Origin of the sequence: Rhizobium sp. K102, from assembly GCF_022385315.1 — a bacterium.
Classification (GTDB): Bacteria; Pseudomonadota; Alphaproteobacteria; order Rhizobiales; family Rhizobiaceae; genus Rhizobium; species Rhizobium croatiense.
The window spans coordinates 263537-289869 of the sequence record NZ_CP092437.1; the positions used below are offsets into that span (position 1 = coordinate 263537).

At 61.3% G+C, this 26333-nt stretch carries 19 protein-coding genes and 1 pseudogene; 13 read left to right on the top strand and 7 right to left on the bottom strand.

Features of this window, described 5'->3' with window-relative positions; translation table 11 throughout:
- The first annotated feature begins 73 nt into the window (after window positions 1–73).
- The 3 genes from MHI61_RS28740 to MHI61_RS28750 all read left to right on the top strand — a co-directional run bounded on the left by MHI61_RS28740 (window position 74) and on the right by MHI61_RS28750 (window position 3737).
- Window positions 74–1102, top strand: a complete 1029-nt coding sequence (locus MHI61_RS28740) for a TIM barrel protein (RefSeq protein WP_239793357.1) — start codon at window positions 74–76, stop codon at window positions 1100–1102.
- A 116-nt stretch (window positions 1103–1218) separates the two neighbouring features.
- Complete coding sequence (locus MHI61_RS28745) at window positions 1219–2043, top strand: MBL fold metallo-hydrolase (RefSeq protein WP_239793358.1); 825 nt, start codon at window positions 1219–1221, stop codon at window positions 2041–2043.
- Window positions 2044–2081: 38 nt separating this feature from the next.
- Window positions 2082–3737: a thiamine pyrophosphate-dependent enzyme gene (locus MHI61_RS28750; RefSeq protein ID WP_239793359.1), complete on the top strand. Its 1656-nt coding sequence runs from the start codon at window positions 2082–2084 to the stop codon at window positions 3735–3737.
- A 22-nt stretch (window positions 3738–3759) separates the two neighbouring features.
- Here the strand turns inward: MHI61_RS28750 and MHI61_RS28755 are convergent, their stop codons facing one another.
- Window positions 3760–5574, bottom strand: coding sequence for an EAL domain-containing protein (locus tag MHI61_RS28755; RefSeq protein WP_345774877.1), 1815 nt, complete (start codon window positions 5572–5574; stop codon window positions 3760–3762).
- Between the two features lie 176 nt (window positions 5575–5750).
- Entirely contained in the window at window positions 5751–7625 is a 1875-nt protein-coding gene (locus tag MHI61_RS28760; RefSeq protein ID WP_239793360.1) for a HAMP domain-containing methyl-accepting chemotaxis protein, read from the bottom strand.
- Between the two features lie 698 nt (window positions 7626–8323).
- Between MHI61_RS28760 and MHI61_RS28765 the strand changes: the two genes are divergently transcribed.
- The 4 genes from MHI61_RS28765 to MHI61_RS28780 are packed head-to-tail and all read left to right on the top strand — an operon-like array spanning window position 8324 to window position 12164.
- Window positions 8324–9637 (top strand): CmpA/NrtA family ABC transporter substrate-binding protein, encoded by a 1314-nt coding sequence (locus MHI61_RS28765; protein WP_239793361.1) that lies wholly within the window; start codon window positions 8324–8326, stop codon window positions 9635–9637.
- A gap of 58 nt (window positions 9638–9695) precedes the next feature.
- On the top strand, window positions 9696–10589 hold the full coding sequence (gene ntrB / locus MHI61_RS28770; RefSeq protein ID WP_239793362.1) for a nitrate ABC transporter permease: 894 nt from the start codon (window positions 9696–9698) through the stop codon (window positions 10587–10589).
- Between the two features lie 11 nt (window positions 10590–10600).
- Window positions 10601–11398, top strand: coding sequence for an ABC transporter ATP-binding protein (locus MHI61_RS28775; protein ID WP_239793363.1), 798 nt, complete (start codon window positions 10601–10603; stop codon window positions 11396–11398).
- A 46-nt stretch (window positions 11399–11444) separates the two neighbouring features.
- Entirely contained in the window at window positions 11445–12164 is a 720-nt protein-coding gene (locus MHI61_RS28780; protein ID WP_239793364.1) for a 4'-phosphopantetheinyl transferase superfamily protein, read from the top strand.
- On the opposite strand, the gene MHI61_RS28785 is transcribed toward MHI61_RS28780, so the two are convergent.
- The 3 genes and pseudogenes from MHI61_RS28785 to MHI61_RS28805 form a co-directional block, all read right to left on the bottom strand.
- On the bottom strand, window positions 12137–13495 hold the full coding sequence (locus tag MHI61_RS28785) for a SidA/IucD/PvdA family monooxygenase (RefSeq protein ID WP_239793365.1): 1359 nt from the start codon (window positions 13493–13495) through the stop codon (window positions 12137–12139). The genes MHI61_RS28780 and MHI61_RS28785 overlap by 28 nt on opposite strands.
- Window positions 13492–17482 (bottom strand): annotated as a pseudogene (locus MHI61_RS32680) (amino acid adenylation domain-containing protein). The gene MHI61_RS28785 and the pseudogene MHI61_RS32680 overlap by 4 nt, the downstream one beginning before the upstream one ends.
- 18 nt (window positions 17483–17500) lie before the next feature.
- Window positions 17501–17719: an MbtH family NRPS accessory protein gene (locus MHI61_RS28805; protein ID WP_096764123.1), complete on the bottom strand. Its 219-nt coding sequence runs from the start codon at window positions 17717–17719 to the stop codon at window positions 17501–17503.
- 194 nt (window positions 17720–17913) lie between these two features.
- Here MHI61_RS28805 and MHI61_RS28810 point away from each other — a divergent pair, with 194 nt between their 5' ends.
- From MHI61_RS28810 to MHI61_RS28820, 3 genes are read left to right on the top strand one after another with little or no spacing between them, the layout of a single operon-like run.
- Window positions 17914–18900, top strand: coding sequence for a GNAT family N-acetyltransferase (locus MHI61_RS28810; RefSeq protein ID WP_170965012.1), 987 nt, complete (start codon window positions 17914–17916; stop codon window positions 18898–18900).
- Window positions 18897–20315, top strand: coding sequence for an MATE family efflux transporter (locus MHI61_RS28815; RefSeq protein WP_239793367.1), 1419 nt, complete (start codon window positions 18897–18899; stop codon window positions 20313–20315). The genes MHI61_RS28810 and MHI61_RS28815 overlap by 4 nt, the downstream gene beginning before the upstream one ends.
- Window positions 20316–20325: 10 nt before the next feature.
- Window positions 20326–21513, top strand: a complete 1188-nt coding sequence (locus MHI61_RS28820; protein WP_096764120.1) for a PLP-dependent transferase — start codon at window positions 20326–20328, stop codon at window positions 21511–21513.
- Here MHI61_RS28820 and MHI61_RS28825 read toward each other — a convergent pair.
- On the bottom strand, window positions 21404–22060 hold the full coding sequence (locus MHI61_RS28825) for a sigma-70 family RNA polymerase sigma factor (RefSeq protein WP_239793368.1): 657 nt from the start codon (window positions 22058–22060) through the stop codon (window positions 21404–21406). The two genes, MHI61_RS28820 and MHI61_RS28825, sit on opposite strands and share 110 nt — an antisense overlap.
- Before the next feature lie 164 nt (window positions 22061–22224).
- Between MHI61_RS28825 and MHI61_RS28830 the strand changes: the two genes are divergently transcribed.
- Genes MHI61_RS28830 through fhuB form a run of 3 tightly spaced genes read left to right on the top strand, consistent with a single transcriptional unit; the run spans window position 22225 to window position 25543 of the window.
- A complete protein-coding gene (locus MHI61_RS28830) occupies window positions 22225–22716 on the top strand; it encodes a GNAT family N-acetyltransferase (RefSeq protein ID WP_239793369.1) in 492 nt (163 codons plus the stop codon).
- 32 nt (window positions 22717–22748) lie between these two features.
- Window positions 22749–23579 (top strand): iron-siderophore ABC transporter substrate-binding protein, encoded by an 831-nt coding sequence (locus tag MHI61_RS28835; protein WP_239793404.1) that lies wholly within the window; start codon window positions 22749–22751, stop codon window positions 23577–23579.
- On the top strand, window positions 23579–25543 hold the full coding sequence (gene fhuB, locus MHI61_RS28840) for a Fe(3+)-hydroxamate ABC transporter permease FhuB (protein WP_239793370.1): 1965 nt from the start codon (window positions 23579–23581) through the stop codon (window positions 25541–25543). The genes MHI61_RS28835 and fhuB overlap by 1 nt, the downstream gene beginning before the upstream one ends.
- 13 nt (window positions 25544–25556) lie before the next feature.
- Here fhuB and MHI61_RS28845 read toward each other — a convergent pair whose 3' ends face one another.
- Window positions 25557–26306 carry an SDR family oxidoreductase gene (locus MHI61_RS28845; RefSeq protein WP_239793371.1) on the bottom strand — a complete coding sequence of 250 codons (750 nt, stop codon included), beginning with the start codon at window positions 26304–26306 and terminating at the stop codon, window positions 25557–25559.
- Between the last annotated feature and the right edge of the window lie 27 nt (window positions 26307–26333).

A 26333-nucleotide genomic window follows, 5' to 3' on the forward strand; every position in this document is an offset into this window, starting at 1 on the left:
ATCTCGCCCCATCACAATGCCGGGCGAGAGATCACCCTGAACCACGCATTCCTGGATAGCCACAGCTGGAGCGATGAAGATGGAAGAGGCACGCAGGCGAGATATATATTTCAGCTTCTTTATGTTTACAGCGGACTTGAGGCCGAATGATGCGGCCTATACCCAGGTTCTCGTCAGACATCTGAAAGCTCTTACCGACGTTGGCTACACCGGCTTCGATGTGCATATCGCCCCAGGACCGGCCCATGTCGGTCATCATGCTGAGGTCGAAAGCTACATCAGCCTCAGACGAGCCTTCGATCAGGCCGGCTTCCGGGATGTGAAGTTCACAACCAATGTGGGGACCACCCGCACCTTCGATCCGACCTCACCCTACGAGGAACAGCGCAAGCAGGCTCTGTCCTATCTCAAATCCCGCGTCGACATCACCTCGGTGCTGGGCGGGGAGAATACGATCATGTCGGGGCCGTTCCTCTACCCCTATGGCATCTTTCCGTTGACGGACGACGGTGAAGGGATCTGGAGCGACGCGCTTCAGGATTGGATGAAGCCACGATACGCGGCGGCGGCCTCCATCTTCCGGGAACTGGCACAATATTCCGCCGAGAAGCGGGTGAAGCTCGCCATCGAACCCGTCAAGAATTGGGAAACGCCCGGGCCGACCATGGTCTCGGAAGCGCTGGATTTTCTCGAAAACGCCGACATCCCGGTGTGTGGCGTCACGATCGATACAGCCCAGGTCGTGATGGAAAGCCAGGGCCCGGCAATCTTCAGGAAAAATGTCGCCCGGGCAGTACAGCAAAGCCGGCTGAATTACGTTCATATCTCAGCGCCGGACCGGGGCGCTGTTAGAGATAGCTGGATTCCTTGGGAGATCATGCTGGACGAAATCGAGCCGGTCTATTCCGGCCCCTATCTCGTCGAAGTCTTCAACGCGATTCCCCCCTTCGAGAGCTCGATGAGAATGACGCGCAGACGCTTCTGGCGGCCCGGCGAGGACGCGCCGGAGGCTGATGTCGACAGCGCCTACGACGTTGCGCGCGCCGCCCTGAGGACATTGGAGGAAAAGATCGCGTCCCACGGCCGTCGATCTCATCCGTGATGGTGCTCCGGCGCGCACATGTTGGAAACAGCCCGGGAATGCTGGGGAACCATACCTCCGCCATCCCCAGGTGAACGTCAAACCTCAGCAAACGACCTTCAAACAGGGAGATACCGATGGTGACGCAATTGCCGGAACCCATTAAAATCGTCAGGCGAGCAGGCGATGTCCGTATTCATACTTTCATTTCAGCTTTCACGGGTGACAATATCGCCAATGCAACGCACATCATCGAAAGCAGGAATAAGCTTGTCCTTGTCGATGGGCAATTCCTCGTTCCCTATGCGCTGCAATTCAGGGCGTATGCCGATAGTATCGGCAAGGAGATCGACCGGATTTACCTGTCGCACAGGCACCCCGACCATTGGTTCGGCCTGGGAGCGGCATTCAGCGACATTCCGATTCATGCATTGTCGGAAACGAAGGAGTTCCTGAGGCAGCATGGGCAGGATTCCCTGAATGACCATTGGAAACTGGGCAACCTCGCTCCGACGAGCTTGGTAATTCCCGAAAAAGCCGTCCGTGCCGGCCATGAGATCATCGACGGAGTCAAATACGTCTTTGATGAAGTCGTTGATACGGAGATCGATTTTCTCCTCACCATAGGTCTTCCTGACGTGGGCGTTTTTATTGCGCAAGATCTGATCTACAGCGGAACGCACCTTTATCTGACGAAATACATGGAGCATTGGATCGGGATTTTGCAGGGCATGCTGCTGTCCGACTATGACCTGTTCCTTCCCGGTCACGGCTTTCCGGCTGACAAAAACGAAGTTGCCAAAAATATAGAGTATTTGTCCGTCGCCATGGAGGCCGCCGGCAACGGAATCACCAATGATGCTTTCAAGCGCTTCCTGCTGGAAAGATTTCCCGAACGAAAATGCCCCGGAATATTCGACATATACATACCGCGCTTATTCGATAACGCGAGCGAGTTCTAATATTCGTCAATTCTCGTCAACAGGGGAGCCGTTGGAACATGGGCGATACATACACGGTTGGGCAATATCTGGTCGACAGACTTCGCGAACTGGGCCTGGGGCACCTGTTTTCCGTGGCGGGCGATTATTCGATCGAATGGGTGAACAGCTATGTCGAAAAAAGCGGTATTCAGGTCATCGAAGAGGTGAATGAACTGAATGCCGGTTATGCGGCCGACGGCTATGCGAGACTGAAGGGAATTGGTGCGCTGTGCGTCACCTATTCCGCAGGCTCGCTTTGCGCAACAAACGCGATCGCCGGATCTTACGTCGAGAAAGTGCCGGTCGTTCTGATCAACGGTGCGCCAAGCATCCAGAAAACGCTCACATTCGAGCAAACCGGCTACAGTTCGCATCACTTCATCAGCGGACGGGAAACGGATCGTCAGGTGTTTGAATACATAACCGCCGCTACCGTCCGCATCGATAGCCCTCATCTTGCGCCAATGCTCATAGATTATGCGCTGACACAGTGCATCACGGAAAGACGTCCTGTTTATATCGAGTTGCTGGAGGATATGGTGGACCTGGAATGCACGCGTCCGTCGAATGCATTAAAGGCGGCGCCTGATATATCCGACGAGGACAGTCTCAATCAGTCGATCGCACAAATCAGCGAAAGATTGCAGAATGCCGCCAAACCCCTGATCTGGATCGGCGTCGAGATCGACCGGTTTGGACTTCGCGAGCAGGCGGAGCGGCTCATTCGGGATCTCAAAATTCCCTACGTGACCGAGCTTTTGAGCAAGGCCATCCTGTCGGAAGACGATATCCAATTTGCCGGGGTGTTTGACGGCAAATCGTCGTCGCCCTATGTCCAATCGTTGGTCAAAGACTCCGACTTCGTATTGGCGCTGGGCGTCTGGTTGACCGATATCAACGATTTGGGCTGGCCTATCGATCTCGCTAAAACCGCATTCGCCTCCTGGGATACAGTGAAATACGGCACGATCTTCAACGCACAGGTGTCGCTGGCGGATCTCGTCAACGGCTTGATCGACAAAAGGCTGACATGCAAAGCCCAAGGTCTTCCGTCGAAAACAGCCCGGCAGGCGCCGGTCGTGAACCCGGCAGACGAAATTACCTATCAGGGCTTCTATGATTTCATTCGGCAGCAGATCGACGGAAATACCATCGTTGGTGCCGACGCCAGTTTAAATTATTTCGGCAGCCTGCTTCTGGAAGTGGGGGCTCGCCGCGGTTTCATCGTCCAATCATCCTATTCGGCGATCGGTTATATCGGCCCGGCCGCGACCGGGGTTTCGCTGGCGAAGCAAGCTAACCAGAGGCTGCTGGTCTTTGCCGGGGATGGCGGGTTTCAGATGACCGCTCAATGCCTCTCGACACAAACCCGTTTCAATCTCAACCCGATCATCTTCGTGATGGACAACGGCATCTATGGCGTGGAGCAATGGCTTGCCGATGCATCGGTTTTCCACGGCAACAAGCCGTTCTACAATTCATGCATCCTGCACCGATGGAATTACAGCAAGTTGGCAGAGGTCTTTGGCTGCCAAGGCTGGAAAGTGGATACCTATGGCGAACTGCAGGACGCCATAAACGGCGCCAAAGAAAACCTGAACAGTCCGTCCATCATCCAGGTCGTCGTGCCTCAGCGGTCAATCCCCAATAATGCGAACTGGAAAGCAAGCTAGATGTGAGCGTCCAACAGGTTGTTCATCCGGCGGCAGGCAATGAACTGCCGTCGCTTGATCGCTCCGACGTTATCGACCGGCCCCAATAACTTCCGCCCGCTCGCAATCGAATATCTCCTGCTCCAAACGCGCCGACAGGTCGGCAAACGACTGCGGTCGTCCGAACGCATAACCCTGGAGGGTGTGGAACGCCGAGAGCGGCAAGCACGTTGGCATGCTCGAGGGTTTCCACGCCTTCCGCAATCACCTCCATATCCAGCGCCCGCGCTATGTCGACCAATGAGCCGACCAGCCGCCGGCTGGGCACCGATTGCAGGATCGGCGTCACAAGCTGGCGATCGATCTTGACACGATCCGGCCGCAGCTCGAGCAAACCCAGCAAGGAAGCATGCCCGGACCCGAGATCGTCGATTTCGATGTCGATACCGAAAGACTTGATCGCCTGGATGTTCTGCCGCACCTGGTCACTCAGGCTGTCCAGGAATATCGTCTCTATCAGCTCGAAGCTCAACCGGCCGGGCGGGATGTCATAGCCGTCGAGCTTCGCCGTCAGTTCGGGATCGTCGAGACGATCGGCGGAAAGATTGACGGACACCCGGATGCCCTCCAGCGGGGAAGCGGAGGATTTCATGTCCGACAGAACAGCCTTCAGAACGACATCGTCAAGCTCTGCGACCAATCCATTCGACGAGGCGATGGACAGGAAATGCGCCGGGGCGAGAATTCCGCGAGTGGGATGATGCCACCGCGCCAGCGCTTCGACACCGCTCACCCGGAAAGATCTGGCGTCGACCTGCACCTGGTAGAACGGGCGGATCTGGCCGAGCGCCAGCCCGGACCGCAGATCCTGGGCGAGCTGCCTTTCGTTCGCCAGGGTCGACGCCATATCGTCGGAAAAAACCTCGGCCCGATTCCGGCCGTTGCGTTTGGCATGATACAGCGCCAGATCGGATTGAGAGAGCAGCCTGGCGAAATCGGCGCTCATGGCGCTGGCAACGCCAATCGAACACCGCACGATGAGCATCTGATCGCCGACAGGAAGCGGGCTCTCCAGACGTCTCTGAATATGATCGAGCACCGCAATCGTCTTGTCACATTCGTCCTCGGTGATGACGACAGCGAACTCGTCGCCGCCGAGCCGTGCCGCGACGTCACCAGTGGAAATGGCCTCCAACAGAATTTTGCTGACGTGACAGAGAACGAGGTCGCCGACCGCGTGCCCGAAGCGGTCGTTGATCTCCTTGAAATGGTCGACGTCAATATGAAGGAGCGCAACCTTGATGCTCTCCTGCCTGGCAAGTTCGGACAGGGCGAAATCGAAGCTGCGCCGATTCAACAGGCCGGTGAGGTGATCGTGATCGGCCGCGAACCGCGCCTCCGCCCGGCTCCTCTCCAGCTCCTTGTTGAGAAGCACGTCGTCCGTTACATCCCATTCGGCGCCGACAAAGCATGGGTCGCCGGCGGCATTGACGAAATAACGAGCACGCGAACGCAGATAGCGGGTCGCTCCATCCGGCCGCATGATGCGAAACTCGGAGGCATAATCCGATTTGGTTTCAATCGCGCGGAGAAAGATTTCATTGGTCGGCACGAGGTCGTCCGGGTGGATGCTGTCGAGCCAGATGACATCGAGCGGCGCTTTCGGAATGCCATAGATCGATTTGAGCTGTTCATCCCATCGCGTCTGATTTTTGGCGATATTGTGCTGCCAGATCCCGACCCCGGACGCTTCAAGGGCCAGTCCAAGCTGGCGAAGCAGGTTCTCAAGCTCGACATTTGTTCTGGATCGTTTGCTGCTCAAGGCGATCTCGCTGTTTCGTTCGCCCGAATGTCGCATTGAATATTTTAAAGAGTGCTAATCGAGAGCAAGCGCGGCGGCAATCCGACCGTCGCCGATCGCAAATCGGCCGAAATGTGTCCGTGACCTCTGATGTCGAACCAGGGCAGCTTGCGGCAACGAGCTTCCTCCAGCGGGAATGTTTCCCTGCAGGCGAGATTGACGACGGCCGCAATTTACCTCTGCATCGCGGGCCGCAGCGCGACCACCTGCGACGGCATGCTGCTTTCCAAGGAGCGCGTGTTGTACTGGGCATTCACGGGGTCTCTGTCATCCAATTGGAACTGATTGACCAGCTGGCGCAGGCGGCTTGCTTCGGAGGCTAGCGAAGAGGCGGCGGCCGTGGACTGCTCGACCATTGCCGCATTCTGCTGGGTTGCCTGATCCATTTGATTGATAGCTGTGTTGATCTCGGAAAGCCCGGTCGCCTGCTCGCGCGCCGAGGTGGCGATCGCGTCCATGGCTCGGTTGATTTCGGCAACGCGTTCGCCGATCGATTTCAGTGACGTACCGGTTTCGAGAACAAGTTTCACCCCATGTTCGACTTCGGTCGATGAATTCTGAATAAGGCCTTTGATTTCCTTGGCCGCTTGTGCGGCACGCTGCGCGAGTTCGCGGACTTCTTGTGCGACCACCGCGAAACCTTTTCCTGCCTCACCGGCTCGCGCTGCCTCGACACCGGCGTTGAGCGCCAGGAGGTTCGTCTGGAAAGCAATTTCATCAATGACGCCAATGATGTTGGAAATCTGCTGCGAACTGTTCTCGATGCGTCGCATGGCCTGCTCGGCCTCCGACACGACTGTTGCCGAGCGCTGGGCGCTGATATTGGCTTCTGCGGATATATTGCGCGCCTCCTCGGTGCGCTTCGTCGCCATCGCGACATTCGAGGTAATCTCGTCCAACGCGGCTGCGGTTTCCTCGAGCGAAGCGGCCTGTTGTTCGGTGCGCTTCGACAAGTCCTGGGCACCGGATGCTATTTCACCGGTGCCATTGTCTATGCTGTGTACGGTCTGCAGCACCGCGCCGATCGTGGCGCCCAGTTGCCGCAGCGAGATATTGAAATCGTCGCGCAATGGTTCGTATTCAGCGGCAAATTGCTCCGAGAGCTGAAAAGATATGTCGCCAGCGGCAAGGCGCCGCAGACCTCCGCCCAAGGTCGTGGTCGCAAAGCGCAACTGTTCGGCTTCGCGCTCGGCGCGCCGTTGGGCTGCGGCGCGCGCCACCTCGCCCTCACTGCGGGATTCGGCAGCTTCCCTCTCAAGCCTGAGAACGTTGAGAGCATTCTGACGAAACACTTCGACCGCGCCAGCCATTTCGCCGATTTCGTCGGCGCGGCCGGCATAGGGAATATCGCTCTCGAGATCCCCTGTCGACAACCGCTTCATGGCGGACGCCGTATTGCGGATCGGATTGGCAATGCCGGAAATCGCAAAAACGATCCCCGCTAGAGCGACCAGCAAGGCGAGAGAGGCGATCGCGGCCGTCATCATGAAAGCCGACTTCGCGGAGGCATCGCTTGCCGCTACGAAGCTTTCCGTCTGGCGGAGAATGAATGCCACCAGATCCGCCACCCCATTGTTCACCAGTTCGGCCTGCGGCACCATCTTCTCCTTAAAAAGCCGGACTGCCTCGGCTGTCTTGCCGCTATCTTCGAGCGCTGTCATTTCCTCCGCCAACGCGCGGTATTTTTCAAGTTCGGGCTTTATCTGATTGATCAGCTGGCGTCCGCGCTCGGTGCGCACGCCGTTTTCGTATTCACCGACAGCCGTCTTGAGCCCCGCGGCAGCGGCCGCGATCGCCTGCTTTCCGGATTTGTCGTTTTCCACCGTGTCTTCGAGCAAATACCGGGTGTGGGCAAGTTTCAGATCAAGAAAGTTGGCCTTGATTTCACGCGCCGTCACCAGCCGATGCACCCAGAACGTACCGACCTGTTCGGCATTTGCGCGAAGCGAGGAAATGGTGTCCAGCGAGACGTAGGACAGACCAACTATGAACGTGCTGATGATGGACAGCTTTAGGATGAGGGCTTGCTTGATACTCGGGCGTTTCATGCGGGTCTCCTCTTGGGACGGTCGCTGCCGGTTAGGGCAAAATCTCCCATCGGATTCGATAATTTAGTATTAACTAAACAGAGAGATTCGTTCAGGGCTCGAAATCGCTGGTCGTCGCATTTACTTTTGCGATCATTCCGAAAGTCAACTCCCCTCAAAGTTACTGGAATATATGCAGAATTACGACTTCACCGTGCGTGGCGATCTGTGCGACGGGCGCCTTCTGACTCCTGCGCGTCGCGATTCGCCAGACGGAACGAATTGGAGTGCAACCAGCCAACTTAATGCCTTCAACCGTTGAACGCGAGCGTGCACCCTTCCATGTGGTCGCAGGGCCTAAATCCACGTGGCCACTTTATGTGCACTGCACAAATATGGCGCTCCGCGAGTGCGCCCCGCATTCGCAATCGCCCAAATCGTGATCATATTCTACATTTGCATAATAAATAATCATTGACGAAATTTCCGCTTTTCCTGTTTTGCTTCCGGCGGTTACTCGCCATCCCCTGGAACTGGCACGCTGATTGCAGGTTCTCAAACGCCCGGTCAACGGCGACTGAGGCAGAGAGGCGCGGCATAGGCGCCGACTTCGACACCGACGTCGCAAGGTTTTTGCTGTCCGGGATCTCCCATCCCGAACACAGATGCCGGCGGCGTTTTTTTGCGTCCGAATTCACCAAGCAGAGGGGAACCTGCAGATGAAAAAGCTTTCGACGACTGGGATTTCGACAACCGGCATTACCCGCCGCAGCATGCTCAAGACGACAGCGGCGGCCGCCCTGATCGGCGCCGTCAAGACCGCCTTTCCCTCCGGCGCCTTCGCAGCCGGAGCCGGCCCTGAAGTGAAAGGCGTCAAGCTCGGCTTCATCGCTCTCACCGATTCCGCACCGCTCATCATCGCCAAGGAGAAAGGCTTTTTCGACAAGCACGGCCTGCCGGAAACGGATGTCGCCAAGCAGGCCTCCTGGGGCGCGACGCGCGACAATCTGGTGCTCGGCGGCGCGGCCAATGGCATCGATGGCGCGCACATCCTTTCGCCGCTCCCGTACCTCATGCAGACGGGCAAGGTGACGCAGAACAACAAGCCGGTGCCGATGGCGATCCTTGCCCGGCTCAACCTCGACAGCCAAGGCATTTCCGTGGCCAAGGAATATGCAGAGACCGGTGTGCAGCTGGATGCCTCCAAGCTGAAGGCCGCCTTCGAGAAAAAGAAGGCGGAAGGCAAGGAGATCAAGGCCGCCATGACCTTCCCGGGCGGCACCCACGACCTCTGGATTCGTTACTGGCTCGCCGCCGGCGGCATCGATCCGAACAAGGATGTTTCCACAATCGTCGTGCCGCCTCCGCAGATGGTGGCCAACATGAAGGTCGGCAACATGGATGTCTTCTGTGTGGGCGAGCCGTGGAACGAGCAGCTCGTCAACCAGGGCATCGGCTTCACCGCGGCGACCACCGGCGAACTCTGGAAGGGACATCCCGAAAAGGCGCTCGGCCTGCGCGCCGAGTGGATCGAGAAGAACCCCAATGCCGCCAAGGCCCTGCTGATGGCCGTGATGGAGGCGCAGCAATGGTGCGAAAGCATGGAGAACAAGGCCGAGATGGCCGAGATCCTCGGCAAGCGTCAATGGTTCAACGTTCCGACCAAGGACGTGCTCGGCCGCCTCAAGGGCGACATCAACTACGGCAACGGCCGCGAAGCCAAGGCCACCGACCTCTATATGAAATTCTGGAAGGACGGCGCCTCCTATCCGTTCAAGAGCCACGACACCTGGTTCATGACGGAAAATGTCCGCTGGGGAAATCTGCCTGGTACAACCGACATCAAGGCGCTGGTCAACCAGGTGAACCGCGAGGACATCTGGCGGGAAGCCGCCAAGGATCTGGGCGTCGCAGCCGCCGACATTCCCGCTTCCTCGTCGCGCGGCAAGGAAACCTTCTTCGACGGCAAGGTCTTCGATCCTGAAAATCCCTCCGCCTATCTCGACAGCCTTTCGATCAAGGCCGTCTCCTGATCCCGCCTCCGGCGCGCGAACGGCGCGCCGGCCTTCCATTCCCGTGAGGAGCGCGCTGATGTCCGCCCTGGCAAATAAAGAAAATCCCTCGATCGTCGCGTCTGCCAAGCCGGCGGCGAAGATTCTGTCATTCTCCGGCAAACAAGGATCGCGGATCGATTTTCGCCGTGCGGCGCTGACCGCACTTCACAATGTCGCTCCACCGGCCGTCGTGCTGGCACTCGTCCTCATTCTCTGGCAGGCGCTCTGTTCATCGGCGGATGCCTCTCTGCCGTCGCCGCATCAAGTCTGGCAGGATAGCTACGACCTCATCGCCTATCCGTTCTTCAACTACGGTTCCCAGGATATCGGGCTCGGCTGGCGGGTGCTGGTCTCGCTGCAGCGCGTGGCTTATGGTTTCGGCCTTGCCGCAGTCACCGGCATCATCATCGGGGCGATCATCGGCCAATCGGTCTGGGCGATGCGCGGCCTCGATCCGATTTTCCAGGTGCTACGCACGGTGCCGCCGCTCGCCTGGCTGCCGCTGTCGCTCGCCGCCTTCCAGGATTCCAACCCTTCGGCCATCTTCGTCATCTTCATCACCTCGATCTGGCCTGTCATCATCAACACCGCCGTCGGCGTCCGCAATATTCCGCAGGATTATCGCAACGTCGCCGAGGTGCTGCGGCTCAACCAACTCGAATTCTTCTGGAAGATCATGCTGCCGTCGGCAGCCCCTTACATCTTCACCGGCCTCAGGATCGGCGTGGGCCTGTCCTGGCTCGCCATCGTCGCGGCCGAGATGCTGACAGGTGGCGTCGGTATCGGCTTCTTCATCTGGGACGCGTGGAACTCCTCGCGCCTTTCGGACATCATCGTCGCGCTCGCCTATATCGGCATCGTCGGTTTCGTTCTCGACAAGCTGGTGGCCGCGCTCGGCAAACTCGTCACCCGCGGCGCCATGGCCAACTGAGGACCATCCTGATGAACGCCTATCTCAAGCTCGATCATATCGACAAGCATTTCGATCGCGGCGGCGTGCGCGCCGAAGTCCTGAAAGATATCAACCTGACGATATCCGAGGGCGAATTCGTCTCGATCATCGGCCATTCCGGCTGCGGCAAATCCACCCTGCTCAATCTCATCGCCGGCCTGACCCCGGTGTCTTCAGGCGCCGTGCTCCTGGAAAATCGCGAGGTCAACGAACCGGGTCCGGAACGCGCCGTCGTCTTTCAGAACCATTCGCTGCTGCCCTGGCTGACGGTCTATGAGAACGTAAATCTCGCCGTCTCCAAGGTCTTCGGCCGAACGAAGACCAAGGCCGAGCGGCATGACTGGGTCATGACCAATCTCGACCTCGTGCAGATGGCGCACGCCAAGGACAAGCGGCCCGCGGAAATATCGGGAGGCATGAAGCAGCGCGTCGGCATTGCCCGCGCGCTTGCCATGGAGCCGAAGATCCTGCTCCTCGATGAACCCTTCGGCGCGCTCGACGCGCTGACGCGCGCCCATCTTCAGGATGCCGTGATGGAAATTCACGCCCGGCTTGGCAATACGATGGTGATGATCACCCATGATGTCGATGAAGCCGTGCTGCTCTCCGACCGCATCGTGATGATGACCAACGGCCCGGCAGCCCGCATCGGCGAAGTGCTCGATGTCACCATGCCCCGCCCCCGCAATCGCATCGAACTCGCCTCCGACAGGACATATCTCAAATGCCGCGAGGCTGTGCTGAAGTTCCTTTACGAACGCCACCGCTTCATCGAAGCCGCGGAGTAGACGCCGCGGCGATTGCCAATCGGTCCGCGGTACGCATACTGGCCTGATGCAGCAATCAGACGATCAACCGGCCGCCATCGATGTCGCGCTCTGGCAATATCCGCAGAACGAAGGCGATGAGAAGCGCTGGATGCGATCTCTTTCATCGAATGAGCGGGAGCGCGCCGCGACCTACCGGTTCGAACGGGACCGGACCTCGTTCATTGCCGGCCGGTATCTGCTGCGGCAACGGCTGGGCGTCCATACGCAAACTCCGCCTGACAAGCTCGTGTTGGTGGCGGACGCATACGGCAAGCTGAAGGTCGTGGGTCATGATGGGCTGCAATTCAGCCTTTCCAATGCCGACGGGCTGGTGGCGGTCGCGATCACCTCAGGATGCGAGGGCATCGGCATCGACTGTGAACGCGCCGACGCCGAAATCGAAGCGGCGGCGTTGGGAAGCTATTGCAGTCCGGACGAACGGCGTTGGCTCGATCAATTGCCTGCGGGCGAAGGGCCGCGCGTAGCCGTTGCATTTTGGGCGCTCAAGGAGAGCCATCTCAAGGCACTCGGGGTGGGCCTGCGCGAAGATCCCCGCAGCGTCGCCTTTTCCTGGCAGGACGGCATCCCTGTCATGGTTCAGAGCGGCGAACCGGACCGGCAATGGCATCACTGCCTGATCGAGAGCGGCAGCCAGCACGTCGTCGCGCTGGCTGTCCGCTCCCAATCCGGCTCTCCAGGCATTCATGTCCTGACGTTTCAGGACGACAGCATGCCGTCCGAATAGCCGGCCCGGAGCTGATGCGGCATGGCGGAAGCTGCCTCCGTCGCCCAGACCAGCTGTGCATTGTCGGGTTCGGCATCGAAATGCTGCCGGCCGAGAAGCGCGTTGACGATGCTTGCACTGCGCCAGGCCATCAGGCTGAGCTGAGAGTCGGCGATGCCGTGCGAGTATCGGCCGGCATTCTGTGCGAACAGCCGGTTTGTCCTCGGGCCAGTCCACTGCATCGTGTAGTCGTCGTTCAAGGTGGGATAGCCGTTTCTGTCGAGGCTGATCCTTTCGCTGAGCGATCCGAGCGCATCCGGCGGTCGGAACCTGTAGCCGGTTGCCAGCACCACCGCATCGGCATGCAGGACCTCGATCCCGCCGTCGAAGTGGTTGCGAACGATCAGCCGATAGGCATTGCCGTTCCGCTCCATCTGGATCACATCGCGGTTCGGCGACAGAGATGCATTCAGCGTGTTCGGCTCGAGATATCGCAGCGCGTAGAGGCGACGGTAGATCGAGTGGATCGTCGAGATCGACAGGCCGTCGCTGGTCAGGATCGAGTTCTTCAGCGCCGCCTGCTTCTGCTCGCCGCTGAGCTTCAGATAGGCCTGCACATATTCCGGCGAGAAGACCTGGTTCGAAAACGGCGTGTCGTTGATCGGCTCGAAATTGTGGCGCCGGCTGATCCAGGTCAGCTCCTTCATCGAGCTGGCATCCCCAAGCAGCGCTTCGACCACCTCGCCGCCGCTCTGGCCGCCGCCGACCACGACGATGCGGGCGGCGAGAAGATCCTTGAGACGCGACTTGGCCTCGCTGTTGTGGAAGCAATCGGGCCCAAGGAAGGGTTTCGCCCAATCGGGCACGAAGGGCGAAGATCCCGTGCCGATCACCAGGTTCTTCGCTTCTTCCTGGCCGTTGTCGAAGCGCAGGACGAAGCGGTCGTCGCGGTGCTCGACATCGCGGATCTCCGTTCCGTAACGCAAACCATCAACACCGTTGGCGACCCAGGCGAGATAGCGCGCAAATTCCTGCCGGGGAACGGCCTCGTAATTGGCGTTCAGGAAGGCGTAGAGCCTCTTATGCGCCACCAGATAGGAGACGAATGACCAGCGGCTTGTCGGCAGGACCGGGGTGACGAGGTCCTTCAGGAAGGACGATTGCAGCTCGACGCCGGGCATCATCATGCCGGGATGCCAGTCGAACGAGGCTCGCCGCTCGAAGAAGCGGCTGCGCACTTCGGGCACGGATTCCAGCAGGCAGGCAAGGCTCAGATTGGAAGGACCGATGCCGATGCCGGCAAGATCGAGCGACTCGTTGAGGGCATCCCTGCGGGTAAAAGCGACGGTCATGCGTTATCCTTCTCTGTTTCCTTGAGACGCAGGGCAAGCCTTGAGTGGAAGGCGGGAGACCCGATCATGTGCAGATGGTTGGTGCCGGTGATGATTTCGGCCGCACGCGCCCGCGGCGACAGGCGGCGCCAATCGATCAGGTTGAGGCCGCGGTTGAGGCTGTCGTCGGCCGCCCAGGGATAGATCGGCACGTCATGGGGAACGAGCCGATGCTTGCGGAAGATCAGGGCATTGTCGATTAGCACCCAGAACGTATGTTCGCGGCTGCTGATATCGGGCCCGTCGGTCGGAAGCGGATCCTTCTCATCGCCGACGAAGCGGAGAAACTGCTCGTAAGTATCCGCGTCCATCGTCGAAAGCAGCCGGTCCCATTCGGGGCGCATCGCCGTTTTCTGCAGCCATGCCTGCACGTCCCGATGCAGCGCGTCGCGTTCGCCGGGCCGGAAGCGCGGCTTGGCGCCGATCGCGAATTCCGAGCCGAGATCGCAAACGTCGACCATCGCCATCATCCTGACGTCGACCTCGTTGCCGAGAGTGCGGGCAGCCTCATAGGCGAGAAGCCCGCCCCAGGACCAGCCGAGGAAATAGCAGGGCGCACCTTTACTATGCGTCCTGATATAATCGACATAGCTCTCAATGATCTCTTCGATCGGTGCGCCGACTTCCTTCTTCTCCGAAAGCGAATGGCAAATGAAGCCGGTCGCCGGCTGGTCGGCGCCGAGATAATCGACGAGCTTCACATATTCGCGGGTGCTGACCAGAAGCCCCGGGAAGCAATAGAGCCGCGGCTTGGCGCCGGAGGCGCGCAGCACGATCACCTCGGAGAGATCGCGCTCCTCCCCTGCTCCATCACGCCGGCAAAGGCGCGAATGGTCGGGTTGTTGAAGATATCGGCGACCGTCAGCGGAACCTTCGGCCGGCGCTGCCGCAGCTGCGAAAGGATGCGGATCGCACCCAGAGAATTGCCGCCGATCGTGAAGAAATTGTCCTCGACGCTGATCGCTTCCAGCTTGAGAACCTGGCGCCAGACATCCAGCACCTCCTCTTCGAGCGCTGTCGCCGGCTCGATGATGGCGCGTTTGACCGGCTGGGGTGCCGGCAGCGCGAAGCGATCGAGCTTGCTGTTCGGATTGGTCGGCATCCTCTCGAGTTCGACCACCGCCGCCGGCACCATATAGGATGGCAGGCTGCGTTCGAGTCCGGCGCGGACCGTCTCGACATCCAGCCTTTCATCCTTCTTCGGAACGACATAGGCAACCAGCGCTTTTTCGCCGCCGGCATCGTCATCGCGCAGCACGACCAGGGCTTCGCCGACGCCGGGCTGCTGGAGCAGTGCGGCTTCGATCTCGCCGAGTTCGATGCGATAGCCACGCAGCTTGACCTGATGGTCGACGCGGCCGACGAATTCGACCGTTCCGTCCTCACGCCAACGCGTCAGATCGCCGGAGCGATAGAGCCGGCCGCCTTCGTTGGAGAACGGGTCGGGGACGAAGCGGTCCGCCGTCGTGTCCGCTTTGCCGAGATAACCGCGCGCAATGCCCTCCCCGCCGATATAGAGTTCGCCAGTCACGCCGATCGGGCACAGGTTGAGGTCGGGGTCGAGCACATAGACACGCCGCAGCCCGACGGCGCGGCCGAGCGGGGCATAGACGCCCTGGAACTTCGTGCCGGCCCTGACCTTCCAGACCATCGGCGTCATGATCGTTTCGGTCGGTCCGTAACCGTTGATCAGCCACTCCGATTTCAGCGCCCGCGACAGAAGATCGAAGGTCGACTGCGCCAGTCCCTCGCCGCCGAAGGAATAGAGCCGCATCGGCGGCGCGCAGTCGGTGATATCGGCCCATTCCGCCAGTTGCTGCAGATAGGTTGTGGGGATGCTCGCATTGTTGGCGCCATGCTTGCGCATCGCTGTCAGCGTCTCTTCCGGCGTCCACAGCGGCTGGTCGGGAAGAATGATGCTGCCGCCTTCCATCAGCGGGTTCATCCACCGCTCATGGCCGCCGTCCGAACTGAAGGGCAGGAAGGGCAGCTCGCGCGATTCCGAGCTCATGCCATAAACGCGCGAAGTATTCTGCAGATGATGCGTCAGCGGCCCGTGCTCGACGGCGACGCCCTTCGGCAATCCCGTCGATCCCGACGTGTACATGACATAGGCGAGCTGGTCCTTGTGCGTGGGGACATAAAGCGGCGTATCCGGCTCGACGTCGAGATCGAGCTTGTCGAGTTCGAGGATAATGGCATCGAGCTCCTCCGGCAGGCGATGGCGCAGCCAGCTATGGGTAAGCACGATTTTGACGCCGCCATCGCGCAGGATGTGGTGGTTGCGCACCGGCGGATGGTCTGGCTCGACCGGAATATAGGCGCCGCCGGCCTTCAGCGTCGCGAGGATGCCGACGACCGCCTCCGGCGAGCGCTTGATGAAGATCGCGACCGTCACTTCGGCGCGAACGCCGAGTTGCCGCAGCCGATGTCCGAGGCGGTTGGTGCTCGCCTCCAGCCAGCCATGGCTCCATTCCTCGTCGCCATAGACGATCGCGGTCTTGTCGGGCGTGCGGCGCGAATGGGCCGAGATCAGCTCGTGCACCGGCCTGTCGTCGTTGACGACGTCATCCTCATAGGGCGCCGACAGCCAGTCGAGCTCGTCGCTGCCCATGAGTTCGATATCCTTGATCCTGAGATCCGGCTTAGCGACGATCTGCTCCAGCACCAGGCAAAAATGCCGGGAGACACGGGCAATCAGGGCGCCGTCATAGAGATCCCCGGCATAGTCGATCAGCCCGTGCGCGGCGCCATCGGCACGCGCCTCGATCACCAGGGAAAGCTCGCTGTCGGCGCGTGCGCCTGACGGCTCCAGGTTCGTCGCCTGCCTTGCGACGGGATAGGGCTCGCGGAATTCGAACAAAGCCTTGACCACGGCCTCCTGGGCGGCGGCCTCGTCGACGACCAGCTCCTGCGTGATGCGCTCCAGCGGCACGAGGCGGGCAAGCCCCTCCTCCGTCACCGACGAGATCGCCGCGACGACATCGTCGAGAGAATGCCTGGAGGTCAGCGAAAGCACGAGGGGAAGAACCTGCTCGGCGCGGCCGCGGCTGGCGAAATGTTCGGTGCGGGGCCGCGCGACGAGGAGGCCGGTCAGCAAGGCGTAGTTGCCGCTGTAGCGCGCCAGCAGAGCGCAGAAAGCGGCATGAAGCACGCGCTCGACCTGAACGCCCTTCCCCCGGCATGTCGTCCGAGTTTATCCCAGAGGCCGGACTCGATCGAAAACCGATGTTCGGCGCGTGCCACGCCGGCCAGGCCGCCGCTGTTGAAGCGGGTCGGGAAGGTGGAGGCCGCATAGTCGAGACCGATCGCATCGCGCCAATAGGCAAGCGCTTCCCGCGCCTCATCCGTCTCCAGCCAATCGGCCTCCCGCGCCCCGGCGGCGATTTCCACCGGATGCATGTCGCCGGCGGGTTCGCCATCGAGAATGCGGGCCAGCGAGCCGGCAAGAACGGATTTTTCGCGGTCGTCGCAGATGATCGGATGCAGCACGATCGTCAGCAGCGACTGGCCCTCGGCAAGCCGGATGATCTGGATACGCGCACCGGGACCTTCCAAGAGATCGAAGCGCTTGTCGCGGAAAGCCTTCCGTGCGGCCGCTGCATCGGGCTCGGAAACGGCCGCGCCATCTTTGCCGAGAATCTCGATCGGCACCGCGTTCGACGCGCCGCGATATTGCTCGATGCGGCCGCCCGCCAGCCGGCGGAAACGTGAGGCAAGTGACGGATTCTGCGCCACGAGCGCCCGGCAGGCGCCGGCAATCGTCTCGATATCGATTGCTGCGCTCAGTCGCAGCCCGATGACCTGGTCGGGAAAGACGGTGTAATTGCCGATCTGCTCCAGCGACCAGATGCGCTTCTGCGCAATGGTCAGCGGAAAACTCTCGAAGACGGCATCCACTGCGTCGGTCGGGCGGGCATCGGCGAAATTGGTGATCTGCTTGTTCATCTTGCCATCCAGACGGTTTCAGAGACGTGCGTCAGCGGCCATTGCCGAGCGCAGGGAGAGTGGGCGGGGATCGGTCCAGATTTCGCGGATATGGGCCAGGCATTCCTGGCGCGAACCGGCAAAGCCCGCGGCCTCCCAGCTCACCGGAATCCGCTTGTCCTGCGGCCAGACCGAGTAGTGGCGCTCGGTGTCGTAGACGACGATCCAGAGATCGTCGCGGGGCTCAAGATTGTCCATTCGAAGCTCCTGCTGAGATTGACGTCATGCGCAAATGACGGATCGGGCAGGTTGCAGTTTAGAAAATTGATGAGAATTTTTTTCTTCGCTTAACCCTAAATCTGGCCAGAGATGGATCGTCATTCTACCAAATCGGCACAGGAGCGGGCTTCATGCTCGCAGCGTCAAAAGCCCTGTCGATCAAGGAGAACATCATGGATTTCGACGCCGCCAAACAAAGGCGGGCTCTGCAGTCGCGGAGCTACATCAAACTCGCCCCTAATCTCGTCCATCTGAAAGCCGCGCACGGACACCACGAAGCCGCCTTCGAGGTCGAGGCCGGCGTCGCAACGATTACCTTCTACCACGGCGAGCCGCCGCAATCGGCGGAGCTTCTGATGGCCGCCGCCGAAGCGGTGACGGCGGAGGATCGCTCGATCAAGTCGGTCGCCTTCGAAGGCCATCAGGCAAGTCTTCCCAGACATATTTCGAGCGCGGGAAAGCTCGATTCCGCGATCCTCTGGCAATGGCCGTCGCTATGGCTGCCGCAGCTCTCCTATCCGCTGCCGCCCGTACGCGAGATGACCGCGGGCCGCTATCATCCGCGCCGGCCGGCAAAGCCGAAGGGCACCGTCTACCAGCGGTTCATTCCCTGGCTGGAGCGGGACATCGCCTTCCGGGTGGCCGATCCCGAGACCGATCTTGCCGCCTTTCACCGCTGGATGAACGACGAACAAGTCAACACGATCTGGGAGGATGCGGGCTCGCTCGACAAGCACCGGGAGATCCTGGAAGAACGGCTCGCCGATCCGCATGTGCTGCCGCTGATCGGCAGTTTCGCCGATATCCCCTTCGGCTATTTCGAGATCTACTGGGCCAAGGAGAACCGCCTCGGTCCCTTCTACGATGCCGACGATTACGATCGCGGCTGGCACGTGGCGATCGGCGAACCCGATTATCGCGGCAAGAAATGGATCAGCGCCTGGCTTCCCTCGCTGATGCATTTCATCTTCCTCGACGATCCCCGCACCCAACGCATCGTCGGCGAGCCGCGCGCCAGCCACGAGCAGCAGATCCGCAATCTCGACCGCTCGGGGTTCGCCAAGGTCAAGCATTTCGATTTTCCGCATAAGCGGGCGCTTCTCGTCATGCTGACCCGCGAGCGCTTCTTCGGCGACCATCTCTGGGTGCCCGCATCATGAACGATATGAGCGAGATGAGCGGCAGCCTGCGGAAGCGGCGGCTTGCGCCGGAAGATCTTGCCAGCCCGCAGCTGTTCAGGTTGCTGCTGCGGCTCGGGCTGCCCGCCATGTTCGGCCTGTCGATCAACGCCGCACATCACACGATCAACATGATCTTCGTCGGCATGATCGGCGAAGACCAGATCGCCGCGATCATGATCGTTCTGCCGATCCTCATGCTCGTCGCCGCCTTCGGCGAAGGCATCGGCGTTGGTGTGGCGACGGAGGTCGGACGCGCGCTCGGCGCCGGCAACCGGTCGAGAGCCAGCACCCTTGCCTCGGTCAGCCTTGCCGCCGGCATCGCCTTCGGCGCGGCAAGCGCGGTGGCGATCGTCGCCTTTCCCTCGGCCCTGCTGTTCGGCGCCACGGCCGCGATCGAGCCGCTCGCGCAGCATTATCTCCTCATCATCGCGGTCTCGATACCGCTGACGATGGCGCAGATCATTCTCGATTTCCTGGCGATCGCCGAGGGCAATGCCCGCTTCAGCATGTGGACGCTGGTCGCCTGCTTCGCGCTGAACATCATTCTCGACCCGATCATGATCTTCGGCTTCGGTCTCGGCCTGCAGGGCGTGGCGATGGCAACCATCCTCTCCCAGCTCGTGGCGCTCTCAATCTACGGCGCCTATCATGCGAGGCGGCTCGGGACGATCCGGCTGACGCTCGGCTGGCGGATCGCCGATATCAAGCACCTCAAGCCGGTCCTTGCGGTCGGCGCGCCGACGACGCTGACGAGCCTCGCAACGGCTGGCGCGATTGCTGCGATGCTGTCGGTCGCCGGCACTTATCACGGCGAAGACGGCATCGCCGGTGTCGGCATCGCCTTGCGGCTGCTCGCGGTCGGCGCACTCCCGGTCATCGGCATTTCACTCGGGGCGCAGTCGATCCTGAGCTTTGCCTGGGGCCGCGGGGATATATCCCGGGTGCTGGCGGCAGCCCGCATGCTTTCCGTGGTCACGAGCGCGGTCGGCGGCGTCTATGGACTGACGGCGACCATCTTTTCCGAGCGTCTTGCCTCGTTCTTCACCGACGAAGCTTCCGTGCTGACGATCGCCGGCCAGGCGATCATTGCAACCCATCTTCCCTTCCTGCTGTTCGGCCTGCGGCAGACCGTGCTGATCCTCTTCCAGGCTCAGGGCAGGCCGAAAGCCGCGCTTGCCGTCGGCCTGGCGCAAAACGGGTATCTTCTCTTTCCGCTGCTTGCACTCCTGCCGCCCTTCTTCGGCTTTTCCGGCCTGCTCGCAGCCATGTTCCTGGCCTCGGCGCTAACCGGCCTGCTGTCATGCTTCTGCCTGGCGAGATCGCTCAGCGCGCTCCGGCAGCGCTCGGCCGACGATCTCGCCGCCCTCAATCCTTATCCCAGCTTTTGTCCATGAGAGGATTATCATGAACCAGTCGTTCAGCCCCCGCGATCTTGGCGCCCATGCGGCCGCCGACGATCTCTTCACGCCCGTCGATCCGGCGGCCTTCAACGCCGTCTCGCCGCCGATCTTCCAGACCTCGCTCTTCACCTATGACAGCTACGAGGCGATGGAGGATGTCTTCGCCGGCCGGACGCGCAATTTCATCTATTCACGCGGCGACAATCCGACCGTTCGCGAATTCGAGCTGCTGGTCGCCCGCCTCGAGGGCGCCGAAGACGGGCGCGCCTTTTCCAGCGGAACGGCCGCCATCACCGCGACCATTCTCAGCCTGGTGGAAGCGGGCGACCGGGTCGTTGCCGTCCGCCACCTCTATAATGACGTCTACCGCCTTCTGGTGAAGCTGCTCGGCAGGCTCGGCGTCACCGTCGATTTCGTCGATCCCTCCGATCATGACGAGGTGCGCAAGGCGCTGCCGGGCGCCAAGCTGCTCTATCTCGAAAATCCGTCTTCCTTCATCTTCGAGCTTCAGGACATCGTGGCCCTGTCGGCCATGGCGAAAGAGGCCGGTGTCACGACCATCATCGACAATTCCTGGGCGACGCCGCTCTTCCAGAAGCCGATCCAGCATGGCGTCGATATCGTCATTCACGCCGCCTCGAAATATCTCGGCGGCCACAGCGATACGGTCGCCGGCGTCGTCGTCGGCACGAAGGAGGCGATCGCGAAGATCAATTCGACTTCCTATCCCTATGTCGGCGCCAAGCTCTCGCCCTTCGAGGCCTGGCTGCTGCTGCGCGGCATGCGCACGCTGCGTGTGCGCCTCAAGGAGCACGAGCGCAGCGGGCTTCTGCTCGCCGATCGGCTGAAGCAGCATCCCGACATCGCGCGCGTCCGCCATCCGGCCTTTCAGGATCATCCCGGGCGGGCGACGCTGTCAGGTTATGCCGGCCTCTTCGCCTTCGACCTGACGCCCGATATCGATGTCGCGCGCTTCGTCAACGCGCTACGCGAGATCCGCCTCGGGGTCAGCTGGGGAGGACCAGAAACGCTGGTCGTTCCGGCCAAGGTCGCACTGCAGATCCCTGACCGGATGACCACCTTCATCCGGTTCGGCGTGAGCGAGCAGACGATCCGTTTCGCTGTTGGACTGGAAGAACCGGAATTGCTGTGGAGCGATTTGCAGCAGGCGCTGCACGCCGCGAAGCGGTAATATCCCGCGGGCGCTCGTGATCGGGGCGGGCGGGCTCGGCGATTGCCAGGTGGCAGTGCTGCTCCGCCGCCTTGATCATGAAGTTGACGAGGGTTCTGGAGACGCCGAGTTCGGCGGCGATATCCTTCTGCGGCACGCCGTTCAGGCGATGGCGGATGAAGGCGTCGTTGGTGCGCTTCGGCAGCGCCTCAAGCGAGGCAAGCACATCGCGCAGGGTCTCTGCGGCGACCAGTTGATCGAGAACGGTGGGGATAGGCGCCGTCATTTCTTGAACCTGGTCAATCGACCTATAGTTGTTGACCTGCTGGCGTCGTCGGCGGCTCTCGTCGAGGGCGAGATTATATACCATCCGGAAGGCGTAACCGATCGGGCAACGGATGTCGTCGGTTTTGACCCCGTAAGCTTTTATCACTCCGTCCTGAAATATATCCTCAGAATATGACCTTGATTTGACAACGCTTTCAATCGTTTTAAGGAGCTTATCCTTGTTTTCGATCATGGCGTTGACCACGGCATTTCCATTCACATCACGATGCGATGCTCGCATTGTCCTGTACCCTTTTTACAAATGGAAAATCAGGCTCTGTCGTTGCTGGTGAGTGCGGTCTTGGCGTTCCTTTCTCGAAGGAAGCTACACGATGTGATTGCAGTGTCTATTTTAAGGTGATAACAGGAGTCAAGTTTAAATCGACCGAACGAAGGCGAGAAAAAATGGGACGAACAGTTGAGATCCTGACGGGCAAGGCAGAGCTCTGCCGATCGATCATGGGGGCGCTGCCCGACTGGTTTTCAGAGCCGGACGTGATCGAGGCAAGCGCCCTTGCGGTCGAGGACCTGCCGGTGTTTGGATATATCGAAGCGGATGTCGTCACCGCCTTGATCGCCTTGAAGCCGCACCTGCCCGGCGCCGTCGAGATTGCGCTGATCGCGACGCGGCCCGAATATCATGGCCGCGGCGCCGGGCGCCATCTCGTCGATGCGGCCGAGCGCTTCGCCCATGACTCCGGCGCCCGGCTGCTGACGGTCAAAACGCTGGCGCCGCGCGGCCGCCACGAGCCGCAATTCGAGGCGACGCGGCGCTTCTATGACCGGACCGGCTTCGTGAGGGCCGAGGTCTTTCCACAACTCTGGCATGAGGACCATCCGTGCCTGTTCATGGTCAAACCGCTCACGGAGACGCAGCCGGGCAGGACCGCGCTTTGAGACGACGTGACTTTCTTCTTGGCGCGCTGGCGATGACCGGCGCGCCCACCATCGCGCGCGCCGGCGATGCCAACATCGTTTCACTCGACTACGGACTGGCGTCGACGATGCTGGCGCTCGGCAGTGTGCCGCGCGCAATCGCCTCGCTCAGGAATTGGCCGGAATGGGTGGTCGAGCCGGCGATGCCCTCAGGCGTCGTCGATATCGGCACCACCGCCGAGATCAATCTCGAAATCCTGACAAGTCTGCGGCCATCGCTCATCCTCAGCACGCCCTTCCTTGCGGCGCTGGACGAAAAACTGTCCCGGATCGCGCCGGTCGAAACCTTCACCGTCTATGCCGAGAATGGCGAAGCGCTCGACCGCTCCTACGCCGAAACACTGCGTCTCGGCGCCATGGTCGGGCGGCAGAGGGAAGCGGAGGCATTTCTGTCCCGCGCCGACGCCACGTTCGCCCGGCTACGCGACCGGATGAAAAGCCTGTCCGCGCGCCCGGTCGCCGTCATCAACTTCATCGACCAGAGGCATGCGCGCATCTATGGCGGCCCCGGACTTTACGGCGGCGCCATGCGCCGGATCGGCCTCGAGAACGCCTGGAAAGGCGAGGCGAGCTACTGGGGATTTCAGACGATCGGCCTTGAACAGCTCGCCGAACTCGATGAAGAGGCGCATCTCGTCGTCGTTTCGCCGCTGCTTCCGCCCGATGTCCTGACCCGGCTTTCCGAAAGCCCGCTCTGGACCAGCCTTCCCTTCGTCCGGCAGCAGCGGATCTCGGTCGTTCCAGGCGTGCTGATGTTTGGAATGGTCCAGGAGGCCCTGCGCTTTTCGACTTTGATGGTCGATGTTCTGGAGGCTGCCGCCTGATGAAAGCGCAAATTTCCGGCTTTGGCGCGCCCGCCCTCGCGGCGCTGTTGCTGTTTTCGGGCCTCGGCCTGGCTCTCCTCGACCTGCTCCCGGCGCTGCCGCATCTGGAGGCGGCCGGCGGATACGACGCGCAGCACCTTCTCCTTCTCTATTCGACGCTTCCGCGCATGGCGACGGCCTTGATCACCGGCGCCGCCCTAGCGCTGTCGGGCACGATCCTGCAGCAGGTGCTGCGCAATCCGCTGGCTTCGCCGACGACGCTCGGTGTCTCGGCCGGCGCCAATCTGGCGCTGGTATCCGTCATGCTCGCCTTTCCGTCGCTGACGGGATGGGGCCGCGATGCGGTGGCGCTTGCCGGAAGTGCCGCTGCCGCCTTCGCCATCTTCTCGATCAGCGCCCGGCACGGATTTTCGCCCTTTTCCCTCATCCTGTCGGGCATGATCATCGGCCTGTGGTGCGGAGCGGCGGCGGCCATTCTCATTCTGATGAACGATCAATATCTCTCCGGGATCTTCATCTGGGGCGCCGGATCGCTCTCGCAGCAAAGCTGGGCGATCCCGATATCGCTGCTGCCTAAGGTCGCCCTGCTCGCCGGCCTTGCCTTCCTCGCTGCGAGGCCGTTGGCGCTGAGCCAGCTCGGCGATGCCGGCGCGACGAGCCTCGGTCTGCCGATCAAATGGGCGCGCGGCTTCATCCTGGCGATCGCAATTGCGCTGAGCGCCCTGGTCACCAGTGCCGTCGGCGTCATCGGCTTCATCGGGCTCGTCGCCCCGCAGATCGTTCGGCTTGCCGGCGCACGCCGCGTCGTCAGCCAATTGATCTGGTCGCCCATTGCCGGCGCCGGGCTTCTTCTTCTGACCGATGAGGCGATCAAGCTCGTTGCTCCCGGCGACTTCGTGCCGACAGGGGCAGTAACCGCGCTACTCGGCGGACCGATCCTGATTGCGCTTCTACCGCGCCTTGCCACGGCAACCCGCGCGCTGCCCGGCATGGCTTCGCCAAGAGTTGCGGTCGGCAACAGAACGGCATCCCTTGGCGTGCTGCTGCTCTCGGTCGCCACGCTGGCAGCGGCAGCGATCTTCTTCGGCCGCGCGCCCGACGGAAGCTGGGCCTGGCTGCCGGCCGCCGCGTGGGATGATATCCTTCCCCTCCGCCTGCCGCGCGTGGCCGCCGCAATCGGCGCCGGAACGGTGCTCGGCGTGACCGGGCTGATCCTGCAGCGGCTGACCGGAAATGAAATGGCAAGTCCCGAGGTGCTCGGTGTTTCGGCCGGGGCAACGCTCGGTGTCGCAGCGGCCATGTTCGCCTTTGCCGCGCCGGGCCTGACCGTCCAGCTTGCCTTTGCCGGCGGCGGCGCTCTTGCGGTTCTGCTGCTGATCTTCCTCTTGAGCACTCATTCGGGCTTCGGCCCAAACCGTGTTCTGCTCGCCGGCATCGCTTTCGGCGCGATCCTCGATGCCGGGATTGGCGTGCTGGCGGCAAACGGCGATCCGCGCGGACTGGCGCTGATCCGCTGGATGTCGGGCTCGACCTATTTCGTCGACAATAGCGTTGCCGCAAGCGCCATGCTGATAGCACTTGCCTGTCTCATCGCGGCCTTTCTCGCCAGCAGATGGCTGGCCCTGCTGCAGCTCGGCTCGGAAACGGCGAGCGAACTCGGCCTCAGGATTGCTCCGGCGCGCGGCGTCCTGTTCGGTCTCTCTGCGATCATGACGGCAGCAGCGACTCTGGTGGTCGGCCCGTTGAGCTTCGTCGGACTGATGGCGCCCCACCTCGCCCATGGGTTTGGGCTTCGCCGTCCCTCGACCCAGCTCCTCGCCGCTGCGCTGATTGGGGCGACCCTGCTCGTCATTGCCGACTGGGCCGGGCGCATGATCGCCTTCCCCTACCAAGTCCCTGCGGGATTGATCTCGGCCCTGGTCGGGGCGCCGATGCTGCTGTTCGTTCTGCGGCGGCGGCCTTGAGAGGCCGCCGGCTTCATCCTGCCAATGCTTCGGCGTCGGCCCCTGCAGGGATGCGCAACGGAGAGGAAGGGTCGGTCGCAGCGCGCCATACTGCCTCGACGACGTCTCCGGGCTGTGTCAGGGCGGACTCCGACTGCCGCTCCCACGACGCGAACACGTCCGCGACGATCGACGAATAGGCTTCCGGGAAGCCGCCCTGTTGTTGAATCCGTGAGCGGGCCGTATCGCCGAACTGCGTCTCCGGTGCGCGCCCTGGAAGCACGATCCTCACGCGCACATTGAATGGCTCGAGTTCAAGCGCGGCAAACTCGGTGAACGCGTTCACCGCGGCTTTGCTGGCCGTATAGACCGAGAGGAGCGGGAGCGGCTTGAGCGTCACGCTCGACGTGACGTTGATGATGACCCCTTCCTGCCGCTCCCGCATCTGCGGCAGAATCGCCTGCGTCATCGCGATCGTTCCGAGCGTGTTCGTCTCAAAAATATCGCGGGCGATCTCCATCGGCGTTCCCTCAACCGCATTGAGCCAACCGATGCCGGCATTGTTTACCAGCACATCCACAGGACCTGCGGCATCAATCGCGGCGCGGATGCTTACGGGGCTCGTGACATCGAGCGCAACGATCTTGAGGTGGTCCGAGGTCGGCAGAAGGTCTTGGCGAGGCGTTCGCATGGTGGCGATCACCTTCCAGCTCTGCGCGAGAAAGAACCTGGCAACTTCCAGGCCGAACCCCGACGAGCATCCTGTAACGAGAACGGTCTTCATATCTGTCTCCTATCAATACTGAGAGCG